Origin of the sequence: Pseudoalteromonas sp. PAR1 (genome assembly GCF_947311895.1) — a bacterium.
GTDB lineage: Bacteria > Pseudomonadota > Gammaproteobacteria > Enterobacterales > Alteromonadaceae > Pseudoalteromonas > Pseudoalteromonas lipolytica_C.
The window spans coordinates 66,097-79,899 of the sequence record NZ_CAMZMY010000001.1 but is presented as its reverse complement, the minus strand read 5'-3'; the positions used below and the strand labels follow the sequence as shown (position 1 = coordinate 79,899).

At 44.4% G+C, this 13,803-nt stretch carries 15 protein-coding genes; 9 read left to right on the top strand and 6 right to left on the bottom strand.

Translation table 11 applies throughout. The features are described from left to right. Positions 1-19: 19 nt before the first annotated feature. Together QL229_RS00350 and rimI are read left to right on the top strand one after the other, a co-directional pair. Complete coding sequence (locus tag QL229_RS00350) at positions 20-322, top strand: hypothetical protein (RefSeq protein ID WP_138558356.1); 303 nt, start codon at positions 20-22, stop codon at positions 320-322. After that, positions 309-755, top strand: coding sequence for a ribosomal protein S18-alanine N-acetyltransferase (gene rimI, locus QL229_RS00345; RefSeq protein WP_171040450.1), 447 nt, complete (start codon positions 309-311; stop codon positions 753-755). Before QL229_RS00350 ends, rimI begins: the two co-directional genes overlap by 14 nt. Here the strand turns inward: rimI and QL229_RS00340 are convergent, their stop codons facing one another. Beyond that, on the bottom strand, positions 756-3,410 hold the full coding sequence (locus QL229_RS00340) for a hybrid sensor histidine kinase/response regulator (protein WP_281546394.1): 2,655 nt from the start codon (positions 3,408-3,410) through the stop codon (positions 756-758). It lies immediately after the preceding gene. Positions 3,411-4,328: 918 nt separating this feature from the next. Here QL229_RS00340 and QL229_RS20515 point away from each other — a divergent pair. After that, complete coding sequence (locus tag QL229_RS20515; protein ID WP_136249881.1) at positions 4,329-4,523, top strand: DNA-binding protein; 195 nt, start codon at positions 4,329-4,331, stop codon at positions 4,521-4,523. 16 nt (positions 4,524-4,539) lie between these two features. On the opposite strand, the gene QL229_RS00335 is transcribed toward QL229_RS20515, so the two are convergent. From QL229_RS00335 to QL229_RS00325, 3 genes are all read right to left on the bottom strand, one after another. Continuing rightward, a complete protein-coding gene (locus QL229_RS00335; RefSeq protein WP_281546393.1) occupies positions 4,540-5,781 on the bottom strand; it encodes an integrase family protein in 1,242 nt (413 codons plus the stop codon). 1 nt (position 5,782) lies between these two features. After that, positions 5,783-5,929: a hypothetical protein gene (locus QL229_RS00330; protein WP_281546434.1), complete on the bottom strand. Its 147-nt coding sequence runs from the start codon at positions 5,927-5,929 to the stop codon at positions 5,783-5,785. A gap of 125 nt (positions 5,930-6,054) precedes the next feature. After that, a complete protein-coding gene (locus QL229_RS00325; protein WP_008305551.1) occupies positions 6,055-7,029 on the bottom strand; it encodes a ParM/StbA family protein in 975 nt (324 codons plus the stop codon). A 464-nt stretch (positions 7,030-7,493) separates the two neighbouring features. On the opposite strand from QL229_RS00325, the gene mobI reads away from it, so the two are divergent. Continuing rightward, entirely contained in the window at positions 7,494-7,937 is a 444-nt protein-coding gene (gene mobI / locus QL229_RS00320; protein WP_023584022.1) for a conjugative transfer protein MobI(A/C), read from the top strand. Positions 7,938-7,947: 10 nt separating this feature from the next. On the opposite strand, the gene umuC is transcribed toward mobI, so the two are convergent. Beyond that, positions 7,948-9,216, bottom strand: coding sequence for a translesion error-prone DNA polymerase V subunit UmuC (gene umuC, locus QL229_RS00315; RefSeq protein ID WP_281546392.1), 1,269 nt, complete (start codon positions 9,214-9,216; stop codon positions 7,948-7,950). Positions 9,217-9,223: 7 nt separating this feature from the next. Continuing rightward, positions 9,224-9,673: a translesion error-prone DNA polymerase V autoproteolytic subunit gene (gene umuD, locus QL229_RS00310; RefSeq protein ID WP_106651338.1), complete on the bottom strand. Its 450-nt coding sequence runs from the start codon at positions 9,671-9,673 to the stop codon at positions 9,224-9,226. Between the two features lie 635 nt (positions 9,674-10,308). Between umuD and QL229_RS00305 the strand changes: the two genes are divergently transcribed. The 5 genes from QL229_RS00305 (at position 10,309) to QL229_RS00285 (ending at position 13,790) form a co-directional block, all read left to right on the top strand. Continuing rightward, on the top strand, positions 10,309-11,217 hold the full coding sequence (locus QL229_RS00305) for a 3'-5' exonuclease (protein ID WP_281546391.1): 909 nt from the start codon (positions 10,309-10,311) through the stop codon (positions 11,215-11,217). Positions 11,218-11,290: 73 nt separating this feature from the next. Next, positions 11,291-11,605 (top strand): hypothetical protein, encoded by a 315-nt coding sequence (locus tag QL229_RS00300; protein WP_281546390.1) that lies wholly within the window; start codon positions 11,291-11,293, stop codon positions 11,603-11,605. A gap of 68 nt (positions 11,606-11,673) precedes the next feature. Then, positions 11,674-12,600: a WYL domain-containing protein gene (locus QL229_RS00295; RefSeq protein WP_281546389.1), complete on the top strand. Its 927-nt coding sequence runs from the start codon at positions 11,674-11,676 to the stop codon at positions 12,598-12,600. 9 nt (positions 12,601-12,609) lie between these two features. Further along, complete coding sequence (locus tag QL229_RS00290) at positions 12,610-13,209, top strand: DUF1819 family protein (protein WP_001963840.1); 600 nt, start codon at positions 12,610-12,612, stop codon at positions 13,207-13,209. Further along, entirely contained in the window at positions 13,206-13,790 is a 585-nt protein-coding gene (locus QL229_RS00285; protein WP_000645939.1) for a DUF1788 domain-containing protein, read from the top strand. Before QL229_RS00290 ends, QL229_RS00285 begins: the two co-directional genes overlap by 4 nt. Positions 13,791-13,803 lie beyond the last annotated feature (13 nt).

Genomic DNA, 13,803 nt, shown 5'->3' with positions numbered 1-13,803 from the left:
TAATCATGATTGAGTTGTTATGAATCCAAGTTACGCTGCGATATTCTCTGTACAATCACTCGAGTTAAAACAACATTATCGAACTGTGCCTGAAACTCAGGATGAACAAGTCACTGTAACAGCACACGCACCTTTAGTACTTCCACTGCAGCTACATCAAGATCTTGAAAAAGCGTTTGCTCCAATAGTGATCACACAGGTAGTAAAAGCTGAGAATATTAGCTGGCAGGATGGCTGTTTAGCCTTGCCGAGTGAGAAGCTCACAGCTGAGCAGAAAAAACAACTTTGGTCTTTAATTGGTGAACAACTTGATAAGCTTTAAACCTGTAGATGCAACCTATATTAGCCAGTTAATGGCTATTGAAAATGCCTGTCATAGTCATCCGTGGACAGAAAAGACCATGCTGTCGTGTTTAGCTGGTCGCTATTTTAACCTTGCAGCCTTTAGTGATGATGAAATGCTTGGCTTTTACATCGGTGAACAAGCAGGGCCTGACTTTACTCTAATGGATATTTGTGTAGCGCCAGCGTATCAAGGGCAGGGTATTGCAAAACAATTATTAAATGCATTTATTGAGCATGGTGAGCAATACCAAGCAGAGAACTTATTTTTAGAAGTGCGAGAATCAAACAAACCTGCAATTGGTTTGTACGAGAGTGCAGGCTTTAGCTCAATGTCAGTGCGTAAAAATTACTACCCAACTGCGACAGGTAATGAAGATGCTATTTTGATGGGGCTAACTTTAAGGCTTTAGTTAAGCGGCCTCTTTTAGAGCACTAATGAGTGCTTCATAACAGTCTGCAACTTGTGCCATTTGGTTCGTGCTCAATGCCGTTTCTAGTTGACCTGCCGTTTTGTGGATTTTTTCAAAACTAAAACACCCCGCACTGCCTTTCAGGCTGTGCGCCAATGAGCGGAGTGCTTCCCACTCTTTAGCACGATATAACTGCACGACTTGAGATAAGTAATCAGGTAGTTTTGAACGGTAGTTGTCGTTAATTTGTTGGAACTTCTCACTTTTTAGTAAGTTTTCCCACTTGTTTTGACTGTCTTTTTCAATATTCAAGTAGCTAACTAGTACTTTCTCGAGAGCGTGTTTATCGATTGGTTTAGCCAGCGCCTCATCGCAACCAGCTTCTAAATAAGTATCAACGTCATTTTTCATAACGTTTGCTGTTAAGGCTATGATAGGGCCATCGTATGCAGCATGACGGAGCATTTGCGTTGCTTCTAATCCACCCATTACTGGCATTTGCATATCCATGATAATCAACTGATAGTCATTAACCAGAGCCATTTCTACGGCTTCAGCGCCGTTTTTCGCAATGTCAGGCTCGAGCCCCCAAGTTTGTAGCAATAGTTTTATCAATAATTGATTATCTGGATTATCCTCAGCCACTAAAATATGAGCATCAAAACTATTTTCTGCGAAGGATAATTGTGTATCTGAACCCGGAGACAGTTGTTCATAGTTGTGAATAAACGCATTACGTTGTAATTGTTCAGGGTTTAAATGACAGGCCACTTGCACGGTAAAGCTACTACCTTTACCTAGCTCGCTGACAAGCTTTACATCACCCCCTAATAGCTGGGCCAAGTTCTTTGAAATACATAAACCTAGGCCCGTTCCACCAAATCGGCGAGTTGTTGTGGCATCGGCTTGTTCGAACGGTTTAAATACTCGTTCTACTTCACGCTCAGACATACCAATTCCGGTATCTTCAATGACAAATTCTAATAGCTGTCGCTCATCGTTATAGTGAATATCAAGCGAGATAAAGCCTTGCTCAGTAAATTTAACTGCATTGCTAGCAATGTTTATTAATATTTGTTTTAAGCGTGTGGTATCAATGTTAATGCTTTGAGGAATTGGTAAGTTGTAATTAATATTAAACTGCAGTTGCTTTTGATTCGCTAATGGGCGAATGATTGAATCAATATCATGAATTAATTGAACAACCGAGCAAGGGCTTCGTTCGACGGCCAGTTTTTCTGCTTCAATTTTAGATAAATCGAGAATGTTATTTATGAGCTCTAAAAGGTGTTTAGAGTTTCGCAAAATTGTACTTAAATGCTGCTCATCATTCACCGCATCTTTGTTGTGTAGCAGTTGCTCAGTAAAACCCATGATTGCGGTAAGTGGGGTGCGAATTTCATGGCTCATATTTGCTAAAAAGCGGCTCTTTAATTGGTTTGCTTGCTCAGCTTGGGCAATAGCCACTTCAAGTTTGTTATTCATAGCTTCAAGCGCTTTAGTTCGGCTTTCTACTTTTTCTTCAAGGTGGTGTTTGTACTCTTCGAGTTCATCTTGGTAGTCACGAATTTGATTTACCATGTGATTAAAATCGTTAAATAAGACACCTACTTCATCGTTAGTATGCGCAGGTAAATAAACCGATAAGTCACCATCACCTACTCGGTGACTCGCAGCACCTAATAATTCGACAGGGGTTAACAGTAAATTACGAACAACGATATAAATTAAAATTGGTAACGAGATCACTGAAATAATTACAATCAGTGCAGTTATTAAGCTAATTGCTTTACCTGACTGATAGAGTAAATCTTTGGGAGTTGTTGAAACCAAATAGTCGCCGTCCGTCATTTGCACAGCGTAGATAATTCGCTCTTCTTTATCGATACTTGATAATTCAATATCGGCCAGTTTTCCGTAATCAGCTAATCTCTTTATTTGCTCGAGCTCATATTCACTTAAGTAGTTGCCGCGCAGGTCATAATCAGAGCTAAATAAAATTTGCCCTTTAGTCGTTAAGAATAAATTTAGGGTGTTATTAAATGGGGCTTCTAAAATACTGGCGTTTAAAATAGATGGCTCAACATGTACCACAATAAAGCCAAGCTGCTGAGGCTGTTTTAGGTAGTAATCAATGTTATAAATTGGATGCACAAAATAGAGGCTGGTCGAACCGTCTTCTTTGGGGATCATAAATTGCTGTTGACGCAGGTTTGATTTGAGTACTTGTTTGAAAAACGGGTAGCTCTTTGGCGCTGGAGTCAATTGGCTTGAATAAAAAGCATCACTTCTGCCGTCTGGGGCAACATAATTAATACTAATTATATCTGGGTAAGCTTCTGAATAACTGGCAAATACATTCATTAGTTCGCCAAGTCGCTCGATATATTGATTTTTAGAGCCCGGCTCTCGAGACAAAAAGTCGGCAAGTACAGGAGACGTTGATAATAAACGCGTAATAGAATGAAACGAGTCGATGTAGTTGAAGATCTTCTGTTGTTGTTGTTCAACAAAGCGACTCACAATCAGCTCAGCTTGTTTTTTTGTTGAATTGGTCACATTGGTTAACGTAAAGCCACCTAAAAACAACAAAGGTAAAATCACTAATGGGGTGATATACCATAATAATCGAATACTGAGCTTACTGGTTTTCATGACCTAAATTAATATCCTCCGTGCAATTTATCCATAGTATGCGTTACAACTTGATTACACAAGCTTAGCAAAAAAGTGAACAACGAAAATCCCTAACCCAAGGTGAATAATTACTTACAATCGCTGCTTTTTTGGCTAAGACAAACAAGGTATAATACTCGGCAATTCTATTTTATTTTTACAGTGCGCACCGAGCTTTATAATTTATAAGGCAGTTAAGTGCGCTTTGTTATGACTAAAAGCAGCTTACATGTCTAATTTAACTACCGAAATTAATAAACGACGCACCTTTGCGATCATCTCGCACCCTGATGCCGCCCAGCCTTTCAACGCTTAAAATTATCTTTCATTGCACACCACAATCACATCTCTACGTACTGAATTTAAAGGCTTTTTGTCTTTTTCTCGTTTCTTTGCTTTTCAATGATGTTCAAGCGTAACCTCGGAAAGTGTGTACAAACTTGAGTACAAATTCCGTTTTAGAGGCCTTTGGTGAAAATTCCATGACACAAATCTGGCTGTAGGCCTTGTGGTTATTGGGTTTGATGAAGAAAGTACCTCCTGCTTTTGGTACTTTGGTTTCGACATTACTAAAACGGAATAAATGCGATCATCTCTAGTTTTTTGTTTATAAGTTTATGAATTTAAAGGGTTCGTCATTGTAGTTTTTGGTGTGTCATCGTTGCGAGTGTACAAACAGTGTGTACAAATTTTTCTCGTTAGGCGTGTTGATTGCTATTCATGACACAAACCGCCTTGTAGCCCTTGTTATTCATAGGTTTGAGCTGAAAAGTACCTAATAGCAACATTTGTGTTTTGATAAGGCTGATCTTCTGAACAAATCATGCATCTTTCTGACCATCAACAATTGATGAATCAGGCGATGATAGCTTTACATTGATTTTCAGGAGAAAGCAGATGACAGCAGTAGCGCACCAATTAACCCCTTTTCTAACATCTTACGAAGTTATGGCTCGTTACCACATTAGCTATACGACGCTCTGGCGAAGAATAAAAGATGGCAGCTTGCCGCAACCTCGTATCAACCGAAATACACGAAACAAGCTGTGGCACATTGAAGATTTGGAGGAGTATGAGAAGAAAGAGGACTGAGCCTCTTTCTTTTATTTTATTGTCCGAAACGCCAGTTGAATGGAAAGCCTGTCGGCTCGATGATGGTCTCTAGCTGTTGATACCAAACGTCGTAAGCATGACGCATTTCATCCAGGTACTGATATTGGTTGTAGATAGCATCCAATCCTTTTTTGCTGTGGCCAATCATCAACTCGGCAACTTCTTGCGTCGTGATGGCCGACATACGCGTTCGCATCGTTCTGCGAAGATCATGCATAGACCAATGTTCCATCTCAATACTAAGCGACCTGCGAGCCCAGATTTTCACATTGTTAGGAATAGTGGTATCAAAGCCATTTGTGGCAAGCTCATCTTGTCCGTTCGCGGGAAACAGGTAAGTTGATTTACTCATCTGCATCGCCAGTTCAATCAGCTCTATAGCAGGTTTAATCAATGGCCGCATGATTGGCGCTCCAATTTTCTCACCTTGTTTGCGGATCTCTATAGGCACTGTCCACATTGCAGATTGCAAGTCAAAGTGATGCTTTTCAGCTTGAATGAGTTCTCCCTTGCGACCGCCCAATAGCAGAAGCAATTTAATGTAGATGCGGTTCTTCTCAGTAATTTTTGACTCGTGCAAATAGCGCCAAAGTATCCTGATCTCGTTATCGTTTAGCACCCGAGTTCGTTTACCTTTCTTACCACCGACTTTCTTTGCTGTGATCCCTGCGGCAGCGTTAATTTCCAAAATTTGTTCATCAATCAGCCAGTCATAGAACTTATGCAGTACAGACACTAGGCGCTCTGTGTTTGAAGGGGACGACTCCGAAACCTCACGAAGACAGTTTCGCAAGGACAATTCATTGATGTCAGTTAATGGGTACTTGCCAAGTCGGGGCAGCAAATATATTTCACTGCTGCGTTTTTGGTAGTGCCACGTTTTCTCCTTTAGCCCTTGCTTACCGGCAGAGTCTATCCAGTCTCGAAAAATCGATTCGAAGCTTTGGTTGGCAGAATACTTGGCCCGTTCCTGCTGAAGGTAGAGCTTGGGATTTCTGCCCTGATCAAGTACTGCCCTTAACCTATCCAGCTCATTCCTGGCTTCAGCAAGCTTCATTAGTGGGTAAGTACCTATGTCTACCCGCTGTTGCTTGCCATCGAAACGATAACGAAACTGAAAAACAATTTTGCCCTTGGGCGATACCCGAGCACTTAGCCCGTCTCGGTCGGCTTTTACTACGGTTTCTTTTGCTTCTTTATTTAACCTGGCATCGAGCCAGCTAACTGATAACGCCATGTTATAAGCCCAGCCCTAGTTTTGATTTTAAAGATTGTTTACGTGATTCTGCTTTGGGTTCTGGCGCTGTACTCATAGAAGTCACTTCACCATCTGGTGCATGGGCATCCACCGGTGCAGATGTCGTGGATAGATTGGGTTGGCTCATTTGAATTAACCCAAAGGTGGCCAGCATCCGCAGACGCTCAGCACGTTCCCGTGGTGGCGTCTTTTCCAATTCTTTGAGTAGTTCTGGGTGGCTCCCTGGGGGAATGTTGACGACAACTCTCATGATCATGCCCCATAAAACCAGAAGCCTCGGACGTTCGCCAAAACAGACTGCTCAGGCACGATGATCTTGCTTCGTGAAAAAATCTCCTTGGCCGCTTCCTTATAAGCCAAAGCTCCACCTCCGGCGATCAATACCAAATCCGCATTGATGCTTTCGTCACGCATAGATTGGCGCATGGCTGTAAGAGCAACAGGCGCAACCTTTTTCATGGCAGCATTCAGGTAAGGTGAAATATCGACTTTTTCTCCAAATAGCAGGACCTGCAAGTCGCCTGTTCTCATGGCTTTTTCAAGTCGATCCATTCCTACTTTGGCACCGTGATCTTCTGAAATCAGCTTATCAATGGTTTCCAGTAGCACGGACATTGCCTGAAGGCTGGTTCCTGAAGAGCTGTAGCGAATTTCTCCGGCTTCAAGGGCAACCCAATCAACAGAAAAGAAGCCGGGGTCTATGACGACGACGCGACCTTCTTCAATCAAGCCCAAATCTCCACCTGTTTGAACCAGATCCATATAGGCACCGGCAGGCTGCGGCAGCACTTTGACATCATGAACGGTGATGCTGCGCTTAGGCGTCACTTGATGGACACCTTTTAAACGCTTCACAAGGTCAGACTTACGTTGTGGTTCATGAAACTGGGAAACCGGTAATCCAGTGACAACCAAATCGATGGACTCAGTTTCAGCCATTAACAAGGCGGCATGAAAAAGCGCCTTATAGGTTTTTGTGGTCGGATATTCCGGGTGAAGCTCTCGTTCCCAGCCTTGAAGGCGTCCAGCAGGCACACCAGCGGCCCAACGCTCATTATCGACAGACACATACAAACAAGTTTCATCATCGCCTCCACCGATACGCTCCGGCATACGATCCGCAGGACCGGCGCCCGCAGGCAGAATAATAGTTTTCGGTTCACTGCCTGATTGGCCAATTGCCAGCTTCAGGTTTGAGTAACCGATATCTACGCCTAGTACAAACATACTTATCTCCTGTGCACTCAAAGTGCTCTAACGGTTTTCAATCAACCGCACTGGTCACGCTTGGGAATGTCCAAGTGCTCTAGCGGTTCACTCAAATGTCATTATCAGGATTCGGTGCACTGGCGGTGGGCAGAAAGGTGACAAATCCTTTCATCTATCTGCCTATTGCATTTTCGCAAAAGTATGAGAATAGGCTCTGTTTGGCGGCGGATGACTGAGCTAAAAAAATCGAGACGCCAAACGTCGTTTGCATTCTGGCCTGAACTCGCCAAACGGTTTGTATCTTCATGACGATACGTCTTTTTAGGCGTTTTTAAGTGAAATCGGGCTGTATCCCTTGTCAGGTATGGGATTGCGCGAGTTGATTTATATCGAGACGCCAAACAGTGATTGTTACGGCAGTTTTACGTTTGGCGTTTCGAGCCAAAAGCCAAACGGATAGTGGTTTTGGCTTTTGGGGTTAATTGGATGGGGAAATTGGTTTGGTAGAAATCGTCAATGAACAATGGAAAGCAGAGGTATCAGATTTACTTCAGCAAGAAACGGACAGGCTAAAAGCGCTGGCACGAGCTGAAGTTGATGACTTTTGGGTTACCCATTACAAGGTTCGAGAGAATGAGCCCTTTAAAGACTGGGGCCTGCTTGGTGTCCGTATCAGAGACTTTAAGTATGGCTTTGGCATAGAGTGGTACATCAACAGCTTTCACGGTCAACGAGGCAAGCGCGTGGTCTTTAGCAAGGGACTGCGTATTTCAAAGACGAAGCTGAGATACTCATTTTTGGACTGCCAAGGTCTAGCCAAAGAATGGGAGTTAGCGCTGGCCATGGAGAAAGAAGAATTCTTCAGTGATGTTCGACGCCAGGTTGATAAGCTCAACATGCTACGTCGCAGAGTCAATGCCTATTGAGTTAACTGCGCTACTTCACTCGCGGCAACTGGTCCCAGCGTGTTGTGTAGGCGGGAGACAAATGCTCTCGCTTCATCGACCAATCTTTCTTCGTACCTTGTCCAGCAAAGAAAACCTTTCCGGCACCGCTTTGATTAATGGTGTCCAATACAGACATTAACTGTTGGCTATTGGAGCGGGTCGATACGTCATCGAATAGTCCTGGTTGAAACATGCCAGGATCGTAAAAGTCAGACAGCATGACACCCGCTTTGGCATAACGAAAACCATCCTTCCATATCCGCTTGAGTAAGTGACTGGCCAGCTCTATAAAATCCCGCGTGTCGCAACTGGGTATCAACAACTCGCCCGATGCGGAGTTGCTGTATTGCGGCTCGTTGTCCTTAAAGGGGCTGGTACGTATAAACACGGTCAGCACTTTGGCTTGCTGCTGTTCTTTGCGTAGTTTCTCAGTGGCGCGGGTTGCGTATTCACATACGGCCTCACGTAACAATTCAAATTGCGTTACTTTTGCGCCAAATGAACGGCTACAGACGATTTGCTTCTTGGTTGGCGGGATCTCTTCAAGTTCAATGCACGACTCACCATTGAGCTCTCTGACGGTTCTTTCTAAAACCACCGAAAACTGGTCTCTGATGGCTCTAGGAGAGGCATTGGCTAGGTCTAAGGCTGTGGTGATACCCAACGCATTTAAACGCTTAGAAAGCCGTCTACCAACGCCCCAAACATCATCAACCGGGACTAATGCGAGCAATCGACGTTGCCGATCTGGATTGGTCAGGTCTACAACGCCCTGAGTGGCTGGATACTTTTTGGCGGCATGGTTTGCCAGTTTGGCGAGTGTTTTTGTCGGTGCAATGCCTACACAGACGGTGATCCCAATCCAGTGGCCTATGCGCTCTCGCAATTGTTGTCCGAACTCGACAAGAGATATGGCAGACTCAATACCGGTTAAGTCCAAAAACGCTTCGTCAATGGAGTAAACCTCTACTCGTGGTGCCATCTCCTCCAAAGTGCGCATCACTCGACTGCTTAAATCCGCATACAGCGCATAGTTAGACGAGAATGCCAGAATGCCATGGCGCTGCATTTCAGCTTTGATCTGAAAGACGGGTACGCCCATTTTAATACCGAGTAACTTAGCTTCACGTGATCGTGCAACCACGCAGCCGTCGTTATTGGACAGCACCACAACCGGCGTATCTTTTAAATCAGGACGAAACAGCTTCTCACAACTGGCGTAAAAGTTGTTGCAGTCCACCAAGGCAAATACAGGCATGGGATAGTCACGACTTACGGCGCATGTTTCGCACCACATTGGTGACCACACCAAATATCTCCAACTCTGTTCCTTCAGGAATATGGATGGGCTCATACGCCGGGTTTCTTGGGATCAGCTTGACGCACGGCCTTAGTTGAAGCTCCTTTACCGTGAGTTCACCATGGATACCCGCGATGACAATGTCACCGTGTTCGGCTTGGACAGAGCGATCAACCACCAAAATATCATCTGGGTGAATCCCGGCATCAATCATTGAATCACCTTCAACACGCACAAAGAACGTTGCAGCCGGTCGCTTGATGCACAGCTCGTTGAGGTCGAGCGTTTGCTCAACATAATCCTGCGCTGGTGAGGGAAAACCAGCAGAAACACGTTCCATAAACAATGGAATACGAAGGCGCTTGGCTTTGATGAAGGCAAGTGCGCCGCTACGGCCTATCAGCGAGACACTCATGACGAACCTCGAAAAATCACAATTAATACTGTTTGTATATACAGTATCTAATGCTATGCTGATTTCTACAAGTAAAATTGTAGGTAAAACTGTAGTCGTTCGAGTAAGACGCTGTGTTGTCGGTGATTTTTTTGTGTTGAAAAACTAGATGTGGGTTTGCTCGCCCTCGTCAAAGCCTGCAAGGCTTGGACAATACTGCTTCTGCCTACTGCTCTTGTTTCTGTTACTGATCCTGTTACTGCTACTGGTTGACGCATGGGTCAAGTAACCGTCAGACAAGGCTTGTTGAACCCTTTGCAAAGGGTTTAAAAACAGTTAGTAAAATTCTGCTTCGTATTGAATTTACTGGCTTAAAGCGAAGTTAGGAGCACCATTAAAATGCTCAGTCGAACTCAGTTCAAGCCTTTTGCAACCGTTTGAAAAGGGGTTGGCTAAGCCATACGTAAAGGGTATCGGTAAGGGTTACCTAAACGGTTTAGCTAAGGCTTTCTGAAAGGCTTAGCCAAAGCCTTCATACATGGGTTCACCCAGTAGAAAGATTAAAAAAACGCTTAGGTATCCAAGGTGCATTTAGAAAAACCTGTGGCACAGTGAAATCACCTAAAGCGAACAATAGAAGTGAAGAGGAACCATCAATGACAAGAGCCCCTGCGCCATTTCCGCTAGATCGCCTCGCGGATATCCCAGAAAGACCAGAAGATTTTAGATTGCTGGAGCGCATTCCATTAACGCGTGAGCCGCAGACTTGGCCACTTGAACTTTCTCCTATGGTCGGTGATGAACAGCCAATGGTGCTGCTCGATACAGAGACAACCGGACTGTCTTCCGATGATGAGTCCATTATTGAGCTTGGTATGGTTAAGGTGCTTTACAGCCCCTCTGCTCAGCGGATTGTGTCGATTGTTGATGTGATCAGCCTGTATGAAGATCCCGGCAAGCCAATCCCCGAGCTGATTACCGAGTTAACCGGTATTACCGATGATATGGTTCAAGGCCAGCGCATTGATGATGCACTGGTAGAGAGTTGGTTATCCGATGATCCGCTGGTGGTCGCACACAATGCTCAATTTGATCGTCCTTTCTTCGAAAAGCGGTTTGCCGCACTAGGCCATCTATCTTGGGCCTGTTCAGCCAGTGGAATAGATTGGAAGGCGCTGGGTTTTGAAAGTCGAAAGCTTGAGTACCTGCTGCTTCGCTTAGGTTGGTTCTATGAAGGACACCGAGCTGCAACCGATTGTTTGGCGATGGCCTGGTTGTTTCATTTGTTGCCCGAGTCCGTTGCAAACTTGTTGTCTGAAGCAGGCAGGCGAACTGTGTTAGTTCGTGCGTTTGGTGCGCCGTTTGACGTAAAGGACTATTTAAAAGAGCGTGGTTACCGCTGGCATGACGGTGTTAAAGGTGCCAACAAACATTGGTGGCGCGAAATCAGCGAAGACGAGTTGCCGCAGGAACAAACTTACCTGGATGATTTGTATCATCGTGGCTCAGAACATGCCCACTATGACTACAAAGATGCCCGCAATCGATTTAAAGCTTTGTCATAGCCCCTTGCATATTTGAAAACCTCTGGAAAATGGAAAGTGAACTCATGGTTTAACCAATAAGAGGAATCTTTCCATGTACCAAGACACCTACATTGAATACTGGGGCGAAATCTTCGTCTCTGCCCGCATCATTGAATTTGGCATCACGTTCGAGCGCTTTCTTAAAGATCCATGGAAGCACTTGATTTCCTGTGGCCAAGAGTCTGCCCCAGACGCGATTGCTGAAGGGATGCTGCCATTGCTACCAGCCCAGGCAGAAGTTGCTAGGCGTGTTCGAGAGAATGAATTGCGTCAGTTGGCATTCCAGCGTGAGCTTCTATCAAGGCCAGAAAAGAAACATTCGAACAATGTCAAGCCAATTTTTATAGCCAACAAGACGACTTGTTGATACTATGAGACCTAATGAAAAAAAGTAGGTTGCTTGATGGCATTCAATCGATGGCTTCCTAGTTTTAAATGATTAGGGCTTGTCCCAGATGGATTGAGAGGCTGACAGTGCAAGACAACACTGGACTTGAAGAGCTTAGCCAAGCACAGAGAGAACGACTCGCTCATATTGATTTCACTTTGTTATTTAAAGGTGAAGCTGGGCGTAGTTATTTAACCGAGCGCTTTAGCGTAGCGCCGTCTGTGGCAACACAAGATTTTGCGCGGTACAAAGAGTTGGCTCCTAACAACGTTATGTATGACGAAAAGCGCAGAGTGCACTTGAAGACGAGCGCATTCCGGCCGTTGTTTGATTATGACGTTGTTCGAACTCTTGCGACGATAAGCCAAGGGTTCGGTGATGGCTTTCTAGGCAAGGTCAGGCCACCTATGGCCTGTGAAGCACCATTTCATCTCAATAAGCCGAAATTGGAAGTGGTAGCGGCTATTAGTGAAGCCATACATAAGCGCGCTGTGATTAATATTGAGTACACCTCATTGTCGAGTGGTCATGGGAGCAGGCAAATAGTTCCTCATACCTTGATTGACAATGGCTTGAGATGGCATGTCCGAGCATTCGATAGAAAGCATAGAGAATTTAGGGATTTTGTTTTAACCAGAATAAGTGAAGTTGAGTTGTTAGAGGATGAGGTTAACGACGAAGTTGAGACTCTTCAGTGGGATAAGCAATGGAACCGAATCGTTGAACTAGAGCTGATACCTCATCCAAAACTAGCACATCCAGAAGCTGTATCGATGGACTACGCAATGGAAAACAATAGGTTGCGTGTAGAGATAAGAGCTGCGTTCGCTGGATATTTACTGCGTTTATGGAATATCGATTGTTCAAAGAATAGTAAGAGCAATGGGCGAGAGTTCCATTTAGCACTTAAAAATCCAGAAGCACTATACGGCGTTGACAATGCTGCACTCGCTCCTGGATATAGCGAATCGTGAGATGAATTTATGAATATAAAAGAATATTTAGGCGATCTTATCGGAGGCAGTTTATTGATAACTGAATCTAGAATAATCGCAGAATCGCTACTGAAAAAACTCCCAGAAGATGAGTGGAAGTCGCTGATCGTTGAGCAAAATGTTCTTCAGAAAAAATCCGGTCAGACGGCTATTCGTTATGCCAGAACAATCCGTTGGCGTGTTGAAGGCCTGGGTGATGAGTTTATGACTGATCTTTTAGCCGCGAGTGAACGTGCCTATGTCCAAATGCTGATGATGTCATTACTCATTCATTCTCCGGTTGTCGCTGATTTTATGCGACTTACCTTAGCCGAAGCTCGTCGCACCTATAAACCCTCTTTAACCGCTGATGCATGGTCTGAGTTTTATGACACGAGAGTGCGGGCATATGCCGAGCTTGGCGGTTTTTCTGACTCAACTGTCAAAAAAATGGGTAACAACGCAATTAAGGCACTGGTTGATAGTGGCTACCTGAGTGATAGCAGGACAAAGAAAATACAACCTGTTTACCTAATGCCAGAAGTTAAAGACTGGTTAGTTCGTCTGGGCAGGGAAGATTTGATTGAGGTAATGGAGTGCACAATATGAAGGCTCTTCAGACCAGGCTTGATCTGATATTGGAACGAATTGAAAGCCCTAAGTTTTTGAAAAACGATGGCTTGGGCAATGAAATTGGATTTTGGGTATTTGACTATCCAGCCAAGTATGAACTGCTTGTACGAGAGCACCTTAAGCACGTTGACGAAAAACTCAACAAGCGTGGTTACCGCTTTGTCCATCTCAATATTTTTGAAGTCTTGATAGATATGCTTGAGGAGCGAGGCCTTTTCGACCGAGCTTGCCAGCGTGAATTGCAAGTCGGTGTTGACGGCCTTCGAAAAACACTAGCCGGGCCTCTGAGCCAAGAGAAAGTGGCAAGGTATATCGCGGACAAATATAAGCCATCAGAACTTGAGTTTGTGTTGCTGTCAGGCTTAGGCAGTGCGTGGCCTCTTGTCCGAGGACATGAGTTACTTAGTGCTCTGCAAGACGTTATGGGTAGCACGCCATTAGTGCTTTTCTATCCGGGTGAATATAGCGGAAGGGATTTGCATCCTTTCGGCATGATCGAATCTAAAAACTACTATCGCGCCTTCAAGCTTGTGCCTGAAGACGGTAAAAAAAATTAAGAGCAGGGAGCCT